Raw genomic sequence first — 23031 nt, 5'->3', positions numbered from 1 at the left:
GTCCTTAGATCTCGACCGGGCATCGGCTGATGCTCCGCAGTACGGGCGAACGGCGGCGGTGGACGACGGGGCCCGCCAGGGCCGTGCCGGGCAGCACCCCGGCGAGGGCGCGCAGTGCCGCGACGGCGTGCCGGGCGGCGAACTCCGCCACGCCGCCCTGGTGTCCGCCTTGGGGTCCGCCCTGGTGTCCGCCCTGGTGTCCGCCCTGGTGTCCGCCTTGAGGTCCGCCTTGAGGTCCGCCTTGGTGTCCGCGGCTCGCCGTCAGGGCCGGCGGCTCGCCCGTACGGTCCACGTCGAAGCGGTCGGGTGCGGCGAACACCTCCGGGTCGCGGTGGGCCGCCCCGACGGCCACCACCACCTCGTCGCCCTCGGCGAGTTCGGCGCCGTGGAACGTCCGTCCCTCGGTGGCCCGGCGGCTCTCCAGGTGGACGGGGGGCGCGGTGCGCAGGGTCTCCGCCACGATCCGCTCCGCCAGGTCCGCCTCGACGGCCAGGCGGGCGGCCAGGCCCGGGGTGTGCAGGACGGCGAGCACGGCGTGGCACACCGTGTTGGCCGCCGCCTCGCAGGCGGCCGCCGACAGGGCGCCGTCGGCGCCCGCCTGTGCGCGCAGCGCCTCCAGCGCGGCCAGGGTCTCCTCGGTCACGGCCAGCGACTGCGGGGTCAGCCGGGCGTCCACCGCGACGGCGCCCGTACGCAGCAGGGCGGCGCAGCGGCGCGCGTCCTCGCCGGTCAGCCCCAGGCGTGCGGTCACGCCCCGGGCCGGGACCTCGTGCGCGAGGTCCCGCGCCAGGTCGAAGCGCGTCCCCCTGTCCGGCAGCAACGCCCGGTATTCCTCGACCAGTTGGTCCAGGGGGGCGGGCTCGGGTCCGGCGGCCGTACGTACGTCGGGGAACGGCCGGGCCCAGTCCTCGGCGGCCTCCCCCGCCGCCGGGGTGAAGCCCGTGCCGTCCAGCACCTGCGCGGCGGCGGCGTACCCGGTCACCACCCAGGCCCCGGTGCGGCTGCGGAAGGGGCCCGGGGAGGCCGCGCGTATCTGCTCGTACCAGCGGGCGGGTGTGTCGTCCTGCCCGCACAGCAGCCTCGCGTACGGGTCGCCGTTCACGCCGAAGGCCCAGTACCAGCCCTGGGCCATCTGGAGCCGGCTGCCGAGCCGGCTGCGGTCTGTTGTTCTCATGCCAGGTTTCCTGTCCATGTATGGATGCGGTCGGCGACGGCTTCTGCGTGCTCATGCACCATCGAGAAGTGGTTGCCCGGCACGTCCGCGCAGTCGTGCGGGAACGGCCAGGTGGACTGCCAGGAATCGCCGTCCGGCCACTGCCCCAGGGCCTCCGTGGCCCGGACGAGCAGGGTCGGTACGGCAAGCTCCCGCGGCTGCCACGCCCGGGTGAAGCGGTGGTAGGCGCCCAGTGCGGTGAGCCGGGTGTCGTCCATCCGCACCCCGTCGCGGGCGGTCATCGTGTCGGTGAGTTCGGTGAGCCAGCCCTGCACCGCCTGCTGTTGTCCCGGCGGGTAGACGTCGATCAGGACGATGCCGAGCGGCGGGCGGCCGCGGTCGGCGAGTTCGGCGCCCAGGGCGTACGCCATCAGGGCGCCCGCCGAGTGTCCGACGAGTACGAACGGCCCGTCCGCCGCCTTCAGGACGGCGTCCGCCTGGACGCCGAGGGCCGCGGCGTGCGTCGCGGGCAGCTGCTCGCCCGGCTCGTAGCCCGGCTGCGGCAGCGCGGACACCGGCAGCCGGCCCCTGAGTGCGGCGGCGATACGGAGGAACTCGTGCGGCCCGGACACCGGCGCCGTACCGGCACAGCCGATGAGACGGATCTCGCCGGGTCCTTCCGCCAGGTCCACGAGTGCGACCGGGCCGCTCAGGTCCTCCGCGCTCTCGAAGTGCTCGCGCAGGTCGGAGAGTTCGCCGAGCAGCTCCAGGTACGAGTCGAACCGCCCCTGCCGCACGGAACTGCGGTACAGGGTGCGGAGCATGCCGCCGTCCGGGGCGGCCGGGGCGTGCGGTGTGCCGGCCGCGAGCAGGCGCCGCAGATGGGCCGCGACACCGGCGACGGAGGGGTGGTCGAACACCAGGGTGGTGGGCAGGGACAGGCCGGTGGCCTCCTGCAGCAGATTGCGCAGCCCCACCGCCGTCAGGGAGTCGAAACCCAGCTCCGTGAAGGGCTGGTGGACTCCCACGGCGTCCGGACCGGGGTGCCCGAGCAGCGCCGCCACCTGCGCGCGGACCCAGGTGGTGAGCCTCTCCCCGGCCTCCTCGTCGGAGAGCCCTGCCAGCTTTTCCCGCCAGGCGGGGCCGTGCCCCGGCCCGCCCTGGGCGCTCACCGCGCTCGCGGAAGGCTCCTGACCGACGGGGTCGGGGAGGTCCTCGATGAGGGGGCGCGGGCGGGCGGCGGTGAAGCCGACGGCGAACCGGTTCCAGTCGACGTCGGCGACCGAGACGCAGATGTCCCGCTGGTCCAGGGCCTGTTGGAGGGCCCGCACCGCCTTGTCGGGGGCCATCGGGCGCAGTCCGCGCCGGATCAGCCCCGGCAGGTCGGCATCGGCCATGCCGCCGTCCGCCCAGGCTCCCCAGGCGATGCTGGTGGCGGCCTGCCCCCGCGCCCGGCGCCGGTGCGCCAGTGCGTCGAGGTGCGCGTTGCCCGCGGCGTAGGCGCCGAGCCGGCCGCTTCCCCAGACGCCCGCGTTGGAGGAGAAGAGTACGAACGTCTCCGCGTCGGGGCAGAGTTCGTCGAGGAGCCGGGCGCCGACCGTCTTCACCCGGGTCACGCGCGCCAGGTCGGCCGGGGAGAGGTCGGCGACGGGCCGCCCGTCGGGGACGCCCGCCAGGTGCATGACCGTACGGACCGGCTCGCCCTGCCGCATCAGTGTGCCGACCAGTTCCGTCAGCCCGGCGCGGTCGGTGACGTCGCAGGCCGCGAAGGTCACCCTGGCGCCCAGGGCGGCCAGTTCGGCCGCCAGGCCGGCGTCCTGCGGTGTCTGTCCGGCCGACCTGGCGACCAGGACCAGGTGCTCCGCCCCGGAGCGGGCGAGGTGACGGGCGACGTGGCCGCCGAGGGTGCCGGTACCGCCCGTGATCAGGGCCGTGCCGGCCGGCTGCCAGGGGGCCTGGGCCTCGGCCGGCCGCTGCGGGGCCTTGACGAGACGCCGGGCGTAACAGCCGGCCCCACGCAGCGCGAGCTGATCCTCGTCACCCGCGCCTGCCAGACAGGCGCTGAACAGGTCCGGTACGGGCCCGCTGAAATCTCCGGGCAGGTCGGACGGAACGGACGGACTGGGCGGGCCGGACAGGCTGGGCAGGCCGGTCAGGCCGGTCAGGTCGGACAGGCCAGGCAGGTCGGACAGGCCAGGCAGGTCGGTCAGGTCGGACAGGCCAGGCAGGTCGGTCAGGTCGGACAGGCCAGGCAGGCCGGGCAGGTCGAGCAGACCGCCCCAGCGCTCGGGGGCCTCCAGGCCCATCACGCGTCCGAGGCCCCAGACCATGGCCTGCGCGGGATCGGCATCGTCACCCTCGCCGACCGCCACGGCCCCGCTCGTCACGAGCCAGAGCGGCGCGTCGATGCCGGCGTCGCCGAGGGCCTGATGGAGGAGGAGGCTGGCGGTGACGGGCCGCAGGTCGCGGTCCGGGACGCCGGGGTGCGTGAACTCGGCGTCCGGGGTGCGACGCGGCAGGCCGCCGCCCGGCAGCACGCCATCCGGAGCGCGGCGAGGCAGGTCGCCGTCCGGAGCGCGGCGCGGCAGCTCGCCGTCCGGGACACCCGCCTGCGCGAACCCGCCGTTCCGGATGCCGCCCGGCAGCGCGCCGTCCGGAGCACGGCGCGGCAGGCCGCCGTCCGGGACACCCGCCTGCACGGACTCGCCGCCCGGGACACCCGCCTGCGCGAACCCGCCGTTCGGGATACCGCCCGGCAGCACGCCATCCGAAGCACCGCGCGGCAGCTCGCCGCCCGGGACACCCGCCTGCACGGACTCGCCGTTCCGGATACCGCCCGGCAGCGCGCCATCCGAAGCACCGCGCGGCAGCTCGCCGCCCGGGACACCCGCCTGCACGGACTCGCCGTCCGGGACACCCGCCTGCGCGAACCCGCCGTTCGGGATACCGCCCGGCGGCACGCCGTCCGGCGCGCCCGCCTGTGTGAACTCGGTGGTCGGGGTGGGGCCCGGAGCACCCGTCTGCGCGAACTCACCGCCCTGGGCGTCCGCCTGTGTGTCCAGGGCCAGGAGGGAGAGCACCGCCGTGATGCCCGGGGTGTGCTCCCTCAGCGCCCTCAGGTCCTTCGCGAGGTCGGTGCGGCCCGTCGTGATGGCGTCCGTCGTGAGGCGGAGCACCGTGCCGCCTGCTTTCTCGACGGCGTGGGCCACGGCGGCCTCCCGGGGGCCCGTGCCCGAACCGACCACCAGGAAGTTCCCGGACAGCGGGCCCGACGTCGGGGTGATCGGCCGCCACGCGATGCGGTGGCGCCAGTCGCCCACCCGGTCCGGGACCTCGGGCGTCAGCCAGTAACGCCGGTGTTCGAAGGGGTAGTTGGGGAGTTGTGCGAGCGGCAGGTCGGGGAAGGCGGCCCGCCAGTCGACGGGTACGCCGACCACGTGGGCGCGGGCGAGTTCGCGGACGAAGTGCCCGGCGCCGCCGTCCCGGTGCAGGCTGCCCAGGACCAGTGCCTCACTCCCGGCCCGTTCCGCGGTCTCCTGGACGCCGGCCGTGAGCACGGGGTGCGGGCTCACCTCGACGAAGGTGTCGTGGCCGTCCGCGAGGGCCGCGCCGATCGCCTCGTCGAAGCGGACCTGGGAGCGAAGGTTTTCGTACCAGTACCTGGCGTCCATGGCGGTGGTGTCGCAGAGTTCGCCACGCAGCGTGGAGTAGAGCGGGGTAGTCGACGGCCTCGGGGTGACGTCCGCGAGGTCGGTGAGGACGCGGCGGCGGACCTGCTCCATGTGGGGCGAGTGCGAGGCGTAGTCGACGGGGATGCGCCGGGTCCGGATTCCGTCTGCGGTGCAGCGCTCCTCGAACGCGGACAGGGCCTCCAGGTCACCGGCCACCACGACCGACACCGGGGAGTTGACCGCGGCGACGCTGATGCGCTCCGCCCGGTCGGCGATCAGTTCCCGTACGCGCTCCACGGGCAGCGATACGTGGGTCATCGAGCCGTCGCCGGTGAGGCCGGCCAGTGCGCGGGCCCGCAGGGCCACCACCCGGGCGGCGTCCTGCAACGACAGGGCCCCCGCGACGTACGCCGCCGCGATCTCGCCCTGGGAGTGCCCGACCACCGCGTCCGGCTCCACACCGCACGCCCGCCACAGCCGTGCCAGCGACACCATCACCGCGAACAGCACCGGCTGCACGACCTCCACCCGGTCCAGCGACGGAGCGCCCTCCGCGCCACGGACCACGTCCACGACCGAGAAGCCCGCCACTTCGGCAAGTGCCGCGTCGCATTCCGCCAACGCCTCGGCGAACACCGGGACTTCGAGGAGACCGCGACCCATCCCCACCCACTGCGAACCCTGGCCGGGGAACACCCACACCACGCGACGGCCCGCGCTGCCCGTGCCGGTCAGGAGGCCGGGGGCGGGCAAGCCTTCCTCAAGCCGCCGCAGGAGGTCCTGGGCCGTCCCGTGGTCCTCGGCCAGGACGACGGCCCGCTGCCGGTGGTGGGTGCGTCCGGTGGCGAGGGTGCGTCCGACGCCTTCCAGCGTGCCGGTTCCCGCCAACGCCGTTGCCAGGAGGCGGGATTGGGCGGCCAGGGCGGTCTCCGTACGGGCGGACAGTACGAGCGGTACGAGACCCGCAGCCTCCAGGACGCCCACCGAGGCCGCCGCCGGGCGGTCCGCTGCGGGCGGCTCCTCGACAATCACATGCGCGTTCGTCCCGCTCACACCGAACGCCGACACCCCCGCCCGGCGCGGACGGCCCGCCGCCACCGGCCACTCGCGCGCCTCGCGCAGCACCTCCACCGCACCGGACGACCAGTCCACGTGCGACGACGGCTCGTCCGCGTGCAACGTCGCCGGAAGCGCACCGTGCCGCAACGCCAGCACCATCTTGATCACACCGGCCACACCGGCAGCCGCCTGCGCATGACCGATGTTCGACTTCAACGAACCGAGCCACAAAGGCTGTTGGCGATCGCGTTCCTGCCCGTACGTCGCGAGCAGCGCCTGCGCCTCGATCGGATCGCCCAGCACCGTACCCGTACCGTGCCCCTCCACCACATCCACATCGGACGCAGACACACCCGCAGTCTCCAGCGCACGACGGATCACCCTCTGCTGCGCCGGACCACTGGGCGCAGACAGACCATTGGACGCCCCGTCCTGGTTCACCGCACTCCCCCGCACCACGGCCAGCACCTCATGCCCCTTGCGCCGCGCGTCCGAGAGCCGCTCAAGGACCACCAGGCCCACACCCTCGGCGAAGCCGAAGCCGTCCGCCTGCTCGGAGTAGGCCTTGCAGCGTCCGTCGGCGGCGAGAGCGCCCTGCCGCGAGAACTCCTCGAACACCTCGGTCCCCGCCATCACCGAGACTCCGCCCGCCACCGCGAGCGACGACTCGCCGTCCCGCAGCGAGCGGGACGCCAGATGCAGCGCCATCAACGACGAGGAGCACGCCGTGTCCACCGTCAACGCGGGCCCCTCCAGGCCCAGTACGTAGGACACCCGGCCCGAGGCGACAGCGGGTGAGCCGCCGGTGAGGAGGTAGCCCTCGCTGTTCTCGGGGGCGTCGACGCCGTGGCCGTAACCCTGGTAGGCGGAGCCCAGGAAGACTCCGGTGCTGGAGCCGCGCAGCGCGCGCGGGTCGATGCCGGAGTTCTCCAGTGCCTCCCAGGCGACTTCCAGGACCTGGCGCTGCTGCGGGTCCATCGCCAGCGCCTCGCGCGGCGAGATCCCGAAGAACGCCGGGTCGAAGTCCCCCGCCCCGTCGAGGAATGACCCGTGGCGGGGGCCTGCCGTGCCGTCGGCGGCGGTGTCGCTCAGCCGGTCGAGGTCCCAGCCCCGGTCGGCGGGTAGCTCCGACACGGCGTCGCCGCCCGAGGTGATGAACTCCCAGAGCCCTTCTGGGGAGTTGACTCCGCCGGGGAACCGGCAGGCCATGCCCACGATCACGATCGGGTCGTCCTCGCCCGCTGCGCCGTCGGCACCGGCACCGGCACCGGGTCGCGGGTCCGGTGCTCCGGCCGGGGGCTGCTCGGCGCCGAAGAGCCGGTCGAGCAGGTAGTCGGCGAGAGCGGTGACGGACGGCCGGTCGAAGACGAGGGTGGACGCCTCGGGCAGGCCGGTCGCCGCGGTGATCCGGTTGCGCAGCTGCACGGCGGTCATGGAGTCGAAGCCGAGGTCCCGGAAGGCGCGTTCCTGGTCGACGGCCGCGGCGTCCGGGTGCCCGAGCACCGCGGCGGCCTCGGCGCGCACCAGGCGCAGCAGGTGGCCCCTGCGTTGCCCGGCCGACAGCGGCAGCAGCTTCTCGTGCAGCGGGGAACGGTCCCCTCGCGCGCTCTCCTGCGGCGCTCCGACGGAGGGCGCGGCGGGTACGAGTTCGTCGAACAGCGGGCGGTGCCGTACGGCGCCCATGAGGTCGAGGAACGCGGGCCGGTCGAGGTCGGCGACGCAGACGCAGGCCTCGTCGCGCTCCAGGCAGGTGTCGAGTTCGGCGAGGGCCTGCTCGGGCGGCATCGGCCGGACGCCCTGGCGGCGCAGGAAGTCCTGGCCCGCGTCACCGGCCATGCCGGGGCCGTCCCACAGGCCCCACGCGACGGACAGCGCGGAGTGCCCGCGGCGGCGGCGCCGCTGGGCGAAGCCGTCCAGGAAGGCGTTGGCCGCCGCGTAGGCGCCCGCCCGGGTCGCGCCCCACACTCCGGCGTTCGAGGAGAACAGTACGAAGGCTTCCGCGTCGGGGCAGAGGGCGTCGAGGTGCACCGTCCCGGCAACCTTGGCGGCGGTGACGCTCGCGAACTCCTCCTCGGTGATGCGGTCCAGCGGTGTGGACTGCGGTACGCCGGCGGTGTGGAAGACGGCGTCGACGCTGCGGCCCGCCTCGCGCTCGGCGGCGAGCAGCGAGGCCAGGTCGGCCCGGTCCGTTACGTCGCAGGCGGCGAGGGTCACTCCGGCGCCCAAGTCACGTATTTCTGCGGCCAGTTCGTCGGAGCCGGGGGCGTCGGGGCCGCTGCGGCTGGTGAGGACGAGATGCGTGGCGCCCGCGCGCGCCAGGCGGCGTGCGACGTGGGCGCCGATGCCACCGGTGCCGCCGGTCACCAGGACCGTGCCGCGCGGCGACCAGCCGGGGGCGTCGGCGGCCGGGGTGTCCGCAGGGGTGCCGGCCGGGGTGTCCGTAGAGGTGTCCGCCGGGCTGTCGGCGGGGGCGGGCACGAGCCGGGGGATCCTGGGCCCGGTTGCACGCAGCGCCACCTGGTCCTCGTCCCGGGGCCGGGCGAGCACCGCCGTCAGCTGTGCGCCGAGCGCCTCGTCCGGCGCGGGCAGGTCGATCGATCCGCCCCAGCGCGTGGGGTGTTCCAGGCCGACGACCCGGCCGAGGCCGCACACCGCCGTCTGTGCGGGGTCCACCTCGCCGTCCTCGTCCGTCACGGCGACGGCGCGCCGGGTCAGCACCCACAGCGGCGCCTCGACTCCGGCGTCGCCCAGCGCCTGGACCAGGTGCAGGGTCCGCCACGCGGGCAGGTGCGGTGCTTCGGCGTCGGCTTCGGTGTCGGTGTCGGCGTCGATGTCGGCGTCGGCTTCGGCCGTCAGGGCGAGCAGTGAGACCACCGCCGCCGGCTGTTCCCCGTCTGCTGCGGCCGCGCGCAGGGCGGCCGCCGCCGCGGCGCGTTCCCGGCCGCCGCAGTCGACGGCGGCGACCGTGGCGCCGGCGCGTTCGAGGGCTTCGCAGACCATGTCGCGCCAGGCGTCCGGTACATGACGGTCCGTCATGAGCAGGACGCGGCCGGTGAGGGGGGCCGCGTCCCACACGGTCTCCCGCCACTCCACCCGGTAGCGCCGCCCAGGGCCGGCGGGTGCGGTGGGGCGACCGGGCGCGGTGTGCCAGAACGGGGTGTGCCGGAAGGGGTAGCAGGGGAGTTCGACCACGGCGGCGTCCGGTGTCGCGGCCCGCCAGTCGACCCGTACGCCGCACACGTGCGCCTCGGCGAGCGCCGCGAGGAACCGGTCCTGGCCGCCCGCGTCCCGCCGCAGCGTGCTGAGGACCGCGGCGTCGGCGCCGGCCGCGTCCAGGGTCGCCTCGATGCCGGGGCCGAGGACCGGCTGCGGGCTCACCTCGACGAAGGCGTCGAAGCCCGCCTGCGCGAGCAGTCTCGTACCCGTGTCGAACCGCACCTGTTCGCGGAGGTTGCGGAACCAGTAGTCGCCGCCCATGACGGCGGTGTCGATCTCCTCGCCGACGGTCGTGGAGTACAGGGGCACGGATGCCGTACGGGCGACGACGCCGGACAGGGCGGCCGTCAGCTCCTCGCGCAGCGGTTCGACCATGGCCGAGTGGGAGGCGTAGTCCACGGGGATGTTCCTGGCCCGGACGCCGTCGGCCGCGCAGGTGTCGAGCAGTGTGTCCAGGTGCTCGCGGGGGCCGGCCACCACGACTGTGCCGGGGCCGTTGACGGAGGCGACGGAGAGGGCGCCGCCGTAGGGGGCGAGCAGGGCTTCGGCCTGTTCCTCGGTACGGGCCAGGGAGACCATGCCGCCGGTGCCGGCGAGGGAACGCAGTGCCTTGGCGCGGACCGCGACCACTTTCGCGGCGTCCTGGAGCGAGAGGGCGCCGGCGACGCAGGCCGCCGCGATCTCACCCTGCGAGTGCCCGATCACCGCGGCCGGCTCCACACCGCAGGAACGCCACAGCGCCGCAAGCGACACCATCACCGCGAACAGCACGGGCTGGACCACGTCCACCCGCTCCAACGGTGCACCGTCGGCGATCACTTCGGTCAGCGACCAGTCGACGTACGGGGCCAGCGCCTGCTCGCAGTCGTGCAGGGAGCGGGCAAAAACGGGCGAGGAGGCCAGCAGTCCGGCGGCCATGCCCTGCCACTGCGACCCCTGCCCGGGGAAGACCATCACGACCTTCCGGCCGGGCCGTGCCGTGCCGGTGAACGCCCGGGGGTGCGGCTCCTGCCGGGCCACGGCACGCAGGGCGGCCAGGGCGTCCGCACGGCCGCCGACGACCACGGCACGGTGCTCGAACAAGGTGCGCCGGGTGGCGAGCGTGAAGGCAACGTCCGCGAGATCCGCGGCCGGGGCGGCACCGGGCCGCTCCAGGTGAGCCACGAGCCGTTCGGCCTGGGCCCGCAGGGCACCGTCGGTCCGCCCGGACAGAAGCAAGGGGTACGGCCCTTCCTCCCGCCCGCAGCCCGATGCCTCCGGGCCCGAGTCGGGCTTGGCGGTCGCGCCGGGCTGCGGGGCCGAGTCAGGCTCCAGGACCCCGCCGGACTCCGGCTCCAGGGCCCCGCCGGGCTCCGGCTCCGGGGCCTCCTCGACCAGTACGTGTGCGTTGGTTCCGCTGATGCCGAACGAGGAGACTCCCGCGCGGCGGATTCGGGTGCCGCGTGGCCACGGCCTGCTTTCGGCGAGTGGGGTGACCGCTCCCGTGTCCCAGTCGATCCGCGACGACGGGGCGTCGAAGTGCAGGAGGCGGGGCAGGTGGCCGTGCTGGAGGGCGAGCACCGTCTTGATCAGGCCCGCCGCTCCGGCGGCGGCCTGGGTGTGGCCGATGCTGGACTTGACCGAGGCGATCCACAGCGGGGCGTCCTGGGGCCGCCCCGCGCCGTACGTCTCCAGCAGTGCGTGGGCCTCGACGGGGTCGCCGAGGGCGGTTCCTGTGCCGTGCGCCTCGACGTAGTCGACATCGGCGGGGCCCAGCCGGGCGTCTTGGAGCGCCTGCCGGATCACCCGTTGCTGGGCCGGGCCGTTGGGGGCGGTGAGGCCGTTGCTGGCGCCGTCCTGGTTGACGGCCGAGCCGCGCAGCACGGCCAGCACCCGGCGGCCTTCGCGCTGTGCCGTGGACAGGCGCTGCAGTACGAGCAGGCCGACGCCCTCGGCGAGGCCGAAGCCGTCGGCGGCCTCGGCGAAGGGCTTGCACCGGCCGTCGGCGGCCAGTCCGCCCTGGCTGCTGAACTCGGTGAACGCGCCGGGGGTGCTCATCACGGTGGCGCCGCCCGCGAGCGCGGTGGTGCACTCGCCGCGGCGCAGCGAGTGCATCGCCAGGTGGGTCGCGGTGAGCGAGGAGGAGCAGGCGGTGTCCACGGTCAGTGCCGGGCCTTCGAGGCCGAGCGTGTACGCCACCCGGCCGGAGGCCACGCTGGAGGCCGTGCCCGTGCCCAGGTAGCCGAGGACGTCCGCCGACGCCTCGTCGGGGCGCGGTCCGTAGTCGACGGCGCCGACTCCGGCGAAGACTCCGGTGGCGGTGCCGGCGAGCGTCGAGGGGTCGAACCCGGCGCGTTCCAGTGCTTCCCAGGCGACTTCGAGCAGGAGCCGCTGCTGCGGGTCCATGGCCAGTGCCTCGCGCGGTGAGATGCCGAAGAAGTCCGCGTCGAAGCCGGTGGCGTCGTACAGGAAGCCGCCGTTGCACCCGTCGAGGGCCGAGGTGTCCCAGCCGCGGTCGGTGGGCGGGCCGCCGACGGCGTCGCCGTCCGCCTTCAGGAAGTCCCACAGGGCGGCGGGGCTGTCGATGCCGCCGGGGAACCGGCAGCCCATGCCGACGACGGCGATCGGCTCGCCGGCCCGGTACTCGCTCTCGCGCAGTCGCGCGCCGACGGCCTCCAAGTCCCCTGCCGTACGCCGCAGATAGCGGCGCAGCTTGTCCTCGGTGCTTTCCCGGGCCTCGCTCGTGCTCTCCCGGATTCCGCTCGTGCTCTCCCGGTCCTCGCTCATCGTCCCTCGTTCTCCTTGCCGAACCGCTGGTCGAGAAGTGCGAACAGTTCGTCGTCGTCGGCGACGTCGTCGACGGCCGTGCGGGAGTCCCCGCCGCCGCCCGTGGCGCTCCACCTGGAGAGCAGGGCCGTCAACCGCGCCTCGACTTCCCCGCGTTCACCGGCGAAGTCCGCCAGTGCCGCCTCCAGCGCGTCGAGGTGCAGGGCGACGTCGGCCCCCGGGCCCTGCGGGTCCTTCTGCGAGTCCTTCTCCGGTGCCGGCGCGTCGGCGAACAGCTTGGTGTCCAGGTGGGCTGCGACCGCCTCGGGCGTCGGGTGGTCGAAGACGAGGGTGCTCGGCAGCCGCAGGCCCACCACGGCCGCCAGGCGGTTGCGCAGTTCGACCGAGGCCAGCGAGTCGAAGCCCAGCTCCTTGAAGTGCCGCCCGGGGCGCACCGATTCGGCCGTGTCGTATCCGGCGACGGCGGCGGCCTGGGCCCGTACGGTCTCCGTCAGGGCGGCGAGCCTGTCGGGGCGCGGCAGCGGCGCCAGCCGTGCGGCGAGCCCCTCCCCGCCTTCCCCGCCGGTCTGTTCGCGGGCGGCCCTGCGCAACGGCGTGTGCAGCAGCCCGCGCAGGACCTCGGGCCCGCCGTCGGGGCCCTGCGGCCGGGAGGTGTCCAGGCCCAGCGGGTAGAGGACCGCGTCGCCGCGCCGGATCGCGAGGTCGAACAGGGCCAGGGCCCGTGCGGTCGGCAGGGGGAGCATGCCCGCGCGGGCCATCCGCCGGGTGTCCCGTTCCCCGAGTGCGCCGGTCAGCCCGCTGGCCTCCTCCCACAGGCCCCAGCCGAGGGACGTCGCGGGCAGTCCGCGCGCCTGCCGGTACCTGGCCAGTGCGTCCAGTGCGGCGTTGGCGGCGGCGTAGGCGCCCTGGCCCGGCCCGGCCAGTACGGAGGCGCCCGAGCCGAACAGGACGAAGAAGCTCAGTTCGCTTCCCCGGTTGAGTTCACCGGTGAGTTCGTGCAGGTGCCATGCGGCGTCGGCCTTCGGCGCGAGGACGTCGGCCAGCGCGGCCGGCTCCAGGGAGGCGGCCAGGCCGTCGGCGAGGACCCCCGCGGTGTGCACGACGCCGGTCAGCGGGTGCCGGTCGGGCACCGCGTCGAGTACGGCGGCGAGCGCGGACCGGCTGGAAACGTCGCAGGCGAGGGTGGTCACCGTCGCGCCCAGGCCGCCCAGTTCGGCCTCGAACGCGGCCGCTCCGGGGGCGGCGGGCCCCCGGCGGCCGAGCAGCAGCAGGTGGCGTACGCCGTGTTCGGCCACCAGGTGGCGGGCGATGAGGCGGGCCAGGGTGCCCGTTCCGCCGGTGACGAGCACGGTGCCTTCCGGGTCGAGCGGCGCCGGCTGGACGAGCACCAGCTTCCCGGTGTGCCGCCCGGTGCTCATGTGCTGCAGGGCGGCCGACGCACGCTGCAGCGGCCAGGCCGTGACTGGCAGGCGGCCGATCGTCCCCTCGTTCACCAGGGCGGCGATCCCGGTCAGGATCGCGCCGAGCCGGTCGGGCCCGGCGTCGGCGAGGTCGAAGGGCAGATAGCGCCCGTGGAACTGCCCGGGGTCGCGGGGGTCGGTCTTGCCCATCTCGACGAACGCCCCGCCTTCGGCGAGGAGTTGTGCCGATTCGTCGAGCAGTGCACCGGTCAGCGAGTTGACCACGACGTCCATGCCGCGGCCGCCGGTGACGGGCCTGAACCGTTCGGCGAATCCGGCTTCCCTGGAGGAGGCGAGGTGGTCGTCGTCGAGTCCGATGGCGCGCAGGAGGTGGTGCTTGGCGGGGCTGGCGGTGGCGAAGACCTCCGCCCCGGCCAGGGCGGCCAGGCGGACCGCGGCCATGCCGACGCCGGTGGCGGCGGCGTGGACCAGGACCCGCTGGCCGGGCCGCAGTCCGGCGAGGTCGTGCAGCGCGTAGTGGGCGGTGGTGAAGGCGATGGGCAGGGCGGCGGCCTCGGTGGTGCTCCATCCCTGCGGGACGGGCGCGAGGAGCCGGTGGTCGGTGACCGCCACAGGACCGAAGGCGCCCTCGAAGAGGCCCATGACACGGTCGCCGGCCTCGATGCCTGTGACGTCCGGGCCGGTGGCGGTGACGACCCCGGCGCCCTCGGTGCCCATGACGGCGGCACCGGGGTACATGCCGAGGGCGACGAGGACGTCGCGGAAGTTCACGCCGGTGGCCCGGAGTTCGACCCGTACCTCGCCGGGGCCGAGCTGCCGTCCGGCGTCCGGCGCCGCCCGGAACGCGAGGGCGTCCAGGGACTCGCCCGCGGGTTCCAGGCGGGCGGGCGGCCGGGGCGCCAGCAGGGCCGCGCCGGTACGGGTGGAGGACAGCCGGGGTACGAGCGCGAGGTCGCCGCGCAGTGCCACCTGCGGGTGGTCGAGCAGGGCGGGGAACCGGGCGAGGTCGGTGGCGTCGCCGTCGGCGAGGTCGAGCAGCACGAAGTGGCCCGGCGACTCCGCCTGGGCGGAACGGACCAGCCCCCAGACCGCGGCCTGCGCGGGGTCCGCCCCGGTGTCGGCGCCCGAGGCGCTCACGGCGTGCCGGGTGATCAGGACCAGGCGGCCGGTGCGCTCCGGCGCGTCGAGCCACTCGCGGACGAGTCCGGCCGCGTGCAGCACGCTCTCGTGCACGGATCCGGCCGGGTCCGCCGCCCGCCACGGACGGCAGTGCACGTACACGGCGTCGGGTTCCGGCTCGCCGGCCGCGACCGCCGCGGCCAGTGCCGCCAGGTCCGGGTAGTCCTTGCCGGGCCCCGGCGGGCCGCCGACGGTCACGCCGTGCACGGCCGTGCCGCCGCGCTCGGGGCCGGGGCGCCAGGACAGCTGGTAGAGGTCGTCGGCGCCGGATTCCGCCGCGTCGCCTCCGGGCGGCGTGCCGTCGGCCGGGCGTACGGTCAGGGCGTTCACCCGGACGACCGGCGCTCCGGCGGGGTCGGTCACCGACAGGCTCATCGCGTCGCCGTCGGCGGGGGCCGCCGACACGCGGATCGTGGTGGCCCCGGACGCGTACAGGGTGGTCCCCGCCCAGGAGAAGGGGAGGAACGCCCCTTCCCGCCCGGCCAGGGCACTCAGGCCGAGGGTCTGCGCCGCCGCGTCGAGGAGGACGGGGTGCAGCAGGTAGCCCTCGTCGCCGTTCTCGTCCGCGGCCCCGACTGCCCCTGCGGCTGCGGGGAGTTCGGCTTCGGCGAACACCTCTTCGCCGCGCTGCCAGGCGGCGCGCAGTGCCCGGAAGGCAGGCCCGTAGGCGTAGCCCCGGTCGGCCAGGCGCGCGTAGGCGGCGTCCAGGTCGAGGGGCTGGGCGCCCGGCGGCGGCCAGGCCGACGGCGTGTCCTGCGGCGGCGCCCCCTCGCAGAGGAGACCGGTCGCGTGCCGGGTCCAGGGCGCGTCGGGGGTGTGCGGGTCGCGGGCGTGCACGTCCACCGTGCGGGTGCCGGTGGGTGCGGGCGCCCCGACCGTCACGCGTACGGCGGTCTCGGGGCCGAGGACGAGCGGGGCGGAGAGCACCAGTTCGTCCAGAGCGGGCGTGCCCGCGTGCCGGCCGGCCGTCAGCGCCAGGTCGACCAGTGCGCTGCCGGGGAACAGGGTCTTCCCGCCGACGGCGTGGTCGGCCAGCCACGGCTGCTCGCCGAGGGCGATCCGCCCGGTCAGGACGTGTCCGCCGTCGGTCGTGCCCAGCGCCGTGGACAGGACGGGGTGGGCCACCGGGTCCAGGCCCGCCGCTCCCGCGTCACCACGGGTACGGCGCGGGCGCGGCCAGTAACGGGTGTGCTCGAAGGGATACGTCGGCAGGTGTGCCGTGCCGCCGGGCCCCAGGGCCGGCCCGAGGTCGACGGGCAGGCCTTCGGCGCGGGCCTCCAGCAGGTTGCGCAGGAAGGTGCGCGCGTCGGGGCGGTCGCGGCGCAGGGAGGCGAGGGTGACGACGCCGTCACGGCCGGCGTCCTCGGCGCTCTGCTCGATGCCGGGGAGCAGCACCGGGTGCGGGCTGACCTCGATGAAGGTGTCGAAGCCCTGTCCCATCAGGTGCCGCACGGCCTCGTCGAGGCGGACCGTGCCGCGCAGATTGCGGTACCAGTACGCCGCGTCGAGCCCGGCGGTGTCCAGCGGGCCGCCGGTGACGGTCGAGCAGAAGGGCACGGTGGCGGACCGGGCCTGGACTGTGCCGAGTTCGTCGGCGAGTTGCCGCTCGACCTGTTCCACCTGCGGGGAGTGCGAGCCGTAGCCCACCGCGATGCGCCGCGGGGACATCCCCTCGGCCTGCGGCGAGTCGAGGAACTCGTCGAGGGCCGCGGCCTGGCCCGCGACGACGAGAGAGCGCGGCCCGTTGACCGCGGCCACGCTCAGGCGGCCGTCCCACGGCGCCAGCGCCGCCTGAAGCTCGTCGGGCGTGGCCGTGACGGAGGCCATGGCGCCCTGCCCGTTCAGCCGGCACAGCACCTTGCTGCGCAGCGCCACGACCCGCGCCGCGGTGTCGAGGGTGAGGGCGCCCGCGACGCAGGCGGCGGCGATCTCGCCCTGCGAGTGGCCGACCACGGCGGCCGGTTCCACCCCGTGGGCACGCCACAGGGCGGCCAGCGACACCATCACCGCGAACAGCAGGGGCTGCACGACGTCGGGCCGCTCGAAGGCGTCCGGGGGCCCTTCGCCGCGCAGCGTGGCCCGCAGGTCCCAGTCGGTGTACGGGGCGAGCGCCCGCGCACAGTCCGCCATGGACGCGGCGAAGACCTCCGAACGGTCCAGGAGGTCGACGGCCATGCCGGTCCACTGGGAGCCCTGGCCGGGGAAGACGAGGACGGCTTTGCGGCCGGTCGCCGTGCGCGGCGCCACCACGTCGGCCCCGGCCTCACCGGCGGCGAGGGCGTCGAGGGCGGCGCACAGCGTCTCCCGGTCGTCGGCGAGGACGGCGGCCCTGACGTCGAAGCGGGTCCGGCCGGCCTCCAGCGTCCGCGCGGCGTCGGCCAGTGAGGTCTGCGGGGAGGTGCGCAGCAGTTCGGCGAGCGCCCGCGCCTGCGCGCTCACCGCGCCGTGCGTACGGGCGGACAGCGAAAGGGGCACGGCCCCCGCCCGCAGACCACTGCCCGCGGGGGCTTCTTCCCGTACGAGGTGGTCGGGAGCCTCTTCCCGTACGAGAGGGTCGGGAGCCTCTTCCCGTACGAGGTGGGCGGGAGCCTCTTCCCGTACGAGAGGGGCGGGCGCCTCCTCCAGTACGAGGTGGGCATTGGTCCCGCTGACGCCGAACGCCGACACCCCGGCCCGGCGCACGCGCGCGCCGCGCGGCCAGTCCGCGTTCTCCTGCTGGACGCGGATCGGCCCCGCCCGCCAGTCGATCTCGGGGGAGAGTTCCGCCGCGTGCAGGCTGCGCGGGACGACGCCGTGGCGCATCGCGAGGACCGTCTTGATCACGCCGGCGACTCCGGCGGCCGCCTGGGTGTGGCCGATGTTGGACTTCACCGAGCCCAGGGCGAGCGGGCGTTCGCGGTCCGCGCCGTAGGTGGCCAGCAGCGCCCCGGCCTCGATGGGGTCGCCCAGCCTGGTGCCGGTGCCGTGCGCCTCCACCACGTCGATGTCGGCCGCCGACAGGTGGGCGTCGGCGAGCGCCTGCCGGATCACGTCTTCCTGGGCCGGGCCGTTCGGCGCGGCGAGCCCGTTGCTCGCGCCGTCCTGGTTGACCGCGCTGCCGCGCAGTACGGCGAGGACCGGGTGGCCCGCCGCCAGGGCCGCCGAGAGCGGTTCGAGGAGCAGGGCGCCGGCTCCCTCGGCGAGACCGAAGCCGTCCGCCTGCGCGGAGAACGGCTTGCACCGACCGTCGGCGGCGAGGCCGCGCTGCCTGCTGAAGTCCACGAACGTATAGGGGTCGGAGATGACGGTGACTCCGCCGGCCAGCGCCATGGTGCACTCGCCGCCGCGCAGCGCCCGCATCGCCAGGTGGATGCCCACCAGGGACGCGGAGCACGCCGTGTCCACGGTGATCGCCGGGCCCTGCCAGCCGAAGACGTAGGCGAGGCGCCCCGACAGCACGCTGGCCGAGTTGCCGAGCCCCTGGTAGCCCTCGACGCGGGCGGCCTCGCTCTTTAGGAGCGGCATGTACGACTGGCCGTTGGACCCGACGAAGACGCCCACCCGGCTGCCCCTCAGCAGGTCCGGGTCGATGCCGCCGTGCTCCACGGCCTCCCAGGCGGCCTCCAGCATCAGCCGCTGCTGCGGGTCCATCGCGAGGGCCTCGCGGGGGGTGATGCCGAAGAACTCCGCGTCGAAGCCCGCCGCGTCGGTGAGGAATCCGCCGCGGTCGGAGTAGCTGGTGCCGGGGTGGTCCGGGTCGGGGTGGAGAAGCGCCCGCAGGTCCCAGCCGCGGTCCTGGGGCAGAGCGCCGGTGAGGTCCCGGCCTTCGGCGACGGCCTGCCAGAGCTGCTCGGGCGAGCCGATGCCTCCGGGGAAGCGGCAGCCCATGCCGACGACGGCGATCGGCTCCTGCTCGGTGGTCCGTGCGGCGGTGGGCACCACGGCGGTGCTCTCCGGGCGGGGTCCTGCGGCCAGTTGGGACAGCAGGTGGCGGGCGAGGCGGGTGATGGTCGGGTGATCAAAAACCAGTGAGGCGGGCAGCCGCAGGCCGGTGTCGGCGGCGAGCCGCTTGCGCAGCTGCACCGTGCCGAGCGAGTCCAGGCCCAGCTCGGTGAACGCGCGCCGCCCGTTGACGTCCTGCGCACTGTCGTGCCCGAGGACCGCCGCGGTGGCCTCGGTGACCAGGGTGACGAGAAGGTTCTCCTGCTCCGCTGCCGTCAGCCCCGAAAGCCGCCCGGCGAGCGCACCGGCCGGACCACCGTCCGCCCCGTTCCCGGGGCCGCCGTCCGACCCACCCACCGCCGCCGTGGGCTCCGCCGCCGGGCGCGCCTCGGCGATCTCGTCGAACAGCGCGGTCGGCCGCAGGGCACCGTAGCCCGCGGCGAAGACGGGCCAGTCCACGTCGGACACCGCGACGGCGTTCTCCCCCGAGTCCAGTACGGACTGCAGGACGGTCAGGGCACGACCGGCCGTCAGGGCCCGCAGCCCGCGCCCTGCCACGGGCTGCGCGGGGGCGCCGGAGGCGCCGGAGGCATCGGGGACGCCGGAGGCATCGGGGACGCCGGAGGCATCGGGGGCGCTGGGGGCATCGGAATCCCCGGGCAGTGCCCAGGGGCTCCAGGCCACCGCCGTGCTCCGGTGGCCCCCGGCCCGCCGCTGTGCGGCGAACGCGTCCAGGCAGGCGCTGCCCGCCGCGTAGCCGGCCATTCCCGCGCCGCCCCAGACTCCGGCCACCGACGAGCAGTGGATCTCCTGCTCCACCGGATGTCCTTCGAGGATCCTGGCGAGGGTCAGGGCCAGGCCGGTCTTGGCGTGCACGGTGGCCGCGAAGTCCTCCGGATCCGTCTCCAGGAGCGGTCCGAACTCCAGGCGGGTCGCGGCGTGCAGGACGGTGCTGACCTCGTACGGGGCGGCTGCGACGGCCGCCGTGAGGGAGTCCGCGTCGGTCGCGCAGCAGGTGACCGTCGTCGGGCCGTCCCGCAGCGTGCCGAGGAGGTCCTCGCCCGCGCCGCCGGCCAGGACGAGGTGGGCGGCGCCGCCTTCGGCCGCCCACCTGGCGAGCCGTTCGCCGATCGGGCTGTCCGCTCCGGTGACGAGCACGGTCCCGTGCGGGCGGGCCGGGCGGGGGTCTGCTGCGGCGCCCGAAGGCGGCGCCGGCAGGTGTGCCCGTACCAGGCGCCGCCCGTACAAGGCATGGGCGCGCAGGGCGAGTTGGTCGTCGCCTGCGGGTGCGCCCGCGAGGATGCCGGGCACCCGGGTGAGCAGGGGCGCGTCGACGGTGCCCCGCGGCAGGTCCAGCACGCCGCCCCAGCGCTGTCCGAGCTCCAGTCCCGCGACCCGGCCCAGGCCGTGCACGGCGGACTGGGCGAACGATCCGGTGCCTTCGTCGTCGGGTGTCCGTACGGCGCCCTGGGTCAGGCACCACAACGGGGCTTCGACGCCCGCGTCGGCGAGGGCCTGAAGGAGCGTCAGGGTGGTGACCGCACCGGCGGGGACGCCCGCCAGGCCGCGGTGGTCCGACTCGTCGGCCGCGAGCAGCGACACCACGCCCCGCAGCCCGGTGGTTCCCGCCGTGGCGGCGGTGACGGCCTCGGCTGCCTCGGCGCGGCCCAGGTCCGGGGCCAGGACGCACTCCAGCGGCACGCCGCCGCACTCGCGCACCGCGGTCAGCAGCGGTGCGGCCCAGGCGGGGGCGGCGGCCGGGGTGACGACCAGCCAGGTTCCCCGCGGGTCGGCCTGCTGTGCGGCGGGCAGCGGCTTCCACGCCACCCGGTAGGTCACGTCATCGCCGCCGCGGGCGGGCGTAGCGGCGGCGGTGGACGTCCAGTAGTGCTTGCGCCGGAAGGGGTAGGTGGGCAGCGGGACGCGACGCGCGCCGGGGAAGGCGTTCTGCCAGCGCACGTCCACGCCCGCGGCGTGGGCGCCCGCCACGGAGGTGAGGAACGACTCCGGGCCGTGCGCGGTGCGCCGCAGGGTGCCGACGGCCACGTACTCGCCCGGCTCCCGTCCCCGCGCGTCGAGCGTCTCCTCGACCGTCGCGGCCAGCACCGGGTGCGGGCTGATCTCCAGGAAGGCGTCGTGGTGCGCGGCTGCGAGGAGCTCCACGACATCGTGCAGGCGCACCGGCTCGCGCAGGTTGCGGTACCAGTACCCGGCGTCCAGCTCCTCGCCCTCCATCGGGCGGCCCGTCACCGTCGAGTAGAAGGGCACCCGTGCGCGGGAGGGGCTCAAGTCCCCTATCGCGGCGGCGAGTTCCTCGCGCACCTGCTCCATCTGTGCGGAGTGCGAGGCGTAGTCCACGTCGATGGTCCTGGCCCGTACGCCCCGTTCGGTGCAGGCTGCCACGAAGGCCAGTACGGCCCCGGGTTCGCCGGAGACGACGACGGAGGCGGGGCCGTTGACCGCGGCCACCTCGACGGCGTCCGCATACGGTGCGAGCAGGTCCCGTACGGCCTTCTCGTCGAGCGCCACGGCCGCCATCGCGCCCTGTCCGGCCAGCGACCGCAGCAGGCGGCTGCGCAGGACCACGAGCCGGGCGGCGTCGTCGAGGGTGAGGACGCCCGCGACGTACGCCGCGGCGATCTCGCCCTGCGAGTGTCCGGCCACCGCCGCCGGTTCCACACCGTACGAACGCCACAGGGCGGCCAGCGACACCATCACCGCGAACAGCGCGGGCTGCACCACGTCGACGCGGTCGAGCCCGGGGGCGCCGGGCTCCTGGCGGAGCACCGCGGCCACCGACCAGTCCTGCCACGGGGCCATCGCCTCGTCGCAGGCCCGGATCGTCTCGGCGAAGACCGGGGACCACTCCAGCAGGTCGGCGCCCATGCCGGCCCACTGCGAGCCCTGGCCGGGGAAGAGGAACACGGCGGAGCGCCCGCCCGATTCGACGGTTCCCTGGATGCGCGCCCGGCCGTCGGCCACCTCGCGCATTCCCCGCAGGGCGGCTTCCCGGGAGCCGGCCAGGACCACCGCGCGGTGCTCGTGCCTGGCCCGGGTGGTGGCCAGCGAGTGGCCGAGGTCGGGCAGCGGGACGCTCTCGTCCGCGACGACGGCGGTCAGCTGTGCCGCCTGGGCGCGCAGGGCCTCCTCGGTCCGCGCGGAGACGACCAGCGGCACCGGGAACTGCGGCGCCACCGTCGGGGGCGCCACAGCCTGCGGGGCCAGGGTCTGCGGTGTGGTGCTTTCCTCGCCCTCCGGGGGCTCGGGGGCCTCTCCCAGGACGACGTGGGCGTTGGTGCCGCTGATGCCGAACGCGGACACGGCCGCGTACCGGGGCCGTTCGCCGCGCGGCCAGTCCTGCTCCTCGGCCAGCAGGGCGACCGCGCCCGACGCCCAGTCGACGTGCGGCGAGGGCTCGTCCGCGTGCAGGGTCCTGGGCAGCCGCTCGTGCTGGAGGGCGAGCACCATCTTGAGGATGCCGACCGCGCCGGCGGCGCCCTGGGTGTGGCCGATGTTCGACTTCGCGGATCCCAGCCACAACGGCCTTTGCGTGCTGCGGTGTTGACCGTACGTGTCGAGCAGGGCGTGGGCCTCGATCGGGTCGCCGAGGGTGGTGCCGGTGCCGTGCGCCTCGACCGCGTCCACGTCGCCGGGTGCGACGCCCGCGTTGGCCAGCGCCTGCTCGATGACCTTGCGCTGGGCCGCCCTGCTGGGGGCGGACAGGCCGTTGCTGGCACCGTCCTGGTTGATGCCGGTGCCCCGGACGACGGCGTGCACGGTGTGCCCGTTGCGCCGGGCGTCCGACAGCCGCTCCAGGAGGAGCACCGCGACGCCCTCGCCGAAGCCGAAGCCGTCAGCCGACGCGCCGAACGCCTTGGAACGGCCGTCGGAGGCGAGGGCGCGCTGGCGCGCGAAGTCGACGAACACCTCGGGGCCCGCCATCACGGCGGCGCCGCCCACGATCGCCGTGTCGCACTCGCCCCGGCGCAGCGACGCCACCGCCAGGTGCAGGGCCACGAGGGAGGAGGAGCAGGCGGTGTCCAGTGTGAGGGCGGGCCCTTCGAGCCCGAGGGTGTAGGCGATCCTCCCGGACGCGACGGACGGCGCGACGCCCGTCACCGCGTAGCCCTCGGTGTCCTCGGTGAGAGCGCCCGCGTCGCCGTAGCCGTGCCGGGCGACGCCGAGGAACACACCGGTCTGTGTGCCGCGCAGGCCGTGCGGGTCGATCCCGGCGTTCTCGGCCAGTTCCCAGCAGGTCTCCAGCAGGAGCCGCTGCTGAGGGTCCATCGCGGCGGCCTCGCGCGGGGATATCCCGAAGAAGGCGGCGTCGAACTCCCCCGCCCGCTCCAGGAATCCGCCCTTGCGCACGTACGTCGTGCCGGGGTGGTCGGGGTCGGGGTGGTAGAGGCCCGTCAGGTCCCAGCCACGGTCGTCGGGGAAGCCGGACAGCCGTTCCTCACCGGCCGCCAGTACGTCCCAGAAGGCCTCGGGGGTGTTGATCCCGCCGGGCAGCCGGCAGGCCGTGCTGACGATCGCGACCGGGTCGGACTCCAGCTCCTGGATGCGCCGGCGGGCCGCGCGCAGGTCCAGGGTCGCGCGGCGCAGATAGGAAGTGACCTTGTCGTTGTCCGTCATCGTGTTCTGT

The 23031-nt window shown here is 75.3% G+C and carries 3 protein-coding genes; all 3 read right to left on the bottom strand.

Annotated features, from left to right (window positions below):
* Positions 1 to 4: 4 nt before the first annotated feature.
* Genes AB0D18_RS27630 through AB0D18_RS27620 form a run of 3 tightly spaced genes read right to left on the bottom strand, consistent with a single transcriptional unit; the run spans position 5 to position 23021 of the window.
* Positions 5 to 1174, bottom strand: a complete 1170-nt coding sequence (locus AB0D18_RS27630) for a cytochrome P450 (protein WP_362424051.1) — start codon at positions 1172 to 1174, stop codon at positions 5 to 7.
* Positions 1171 to 11865 (bottom strand): SDR family NAD(P)-dependent oxidoreductase, encoded by a 10695-nt coding sequence (locus AB0D18_RS27625; protein WP_362424048.1) that lies wholly within the window; start codon positions 11863 to 11865, stop codon positions 1171 to 1173. Before AB0D18_RS27625 ends, AB0D18_RS27630 begins: the two co-directional genes overlap by 4 nt.
* Entirely contained in the window at positions 11862 to 23021 is an 11160-nt protein-coding gene (locus AB0D18_RS27620; protein WP_362424046.1) for an SDR family NAD(P)-dependent oxidoreductase, read from the bottom strand. Before AB0D18_RS27620 ends, AB0D18_RS27625 begins: the two co-directional genes overlap by 4 nt.
* Between the last annotated feature and the right edge of the window lie 10 nt (positions 23022 to 23031).

The organism is Streptomyces sp. NPDC048442 (assembly GCF_040651475.1).
Lineage (GTDB): Bacteria > Actinomycetota > Actinomycetes > Streptomycetales > Streptomycetaceae > Streptomyces.
Note: the sequence above shows the minus strand (reverse complement) of the source record. Positions and strands in the feature narration are given on the sequence as shown.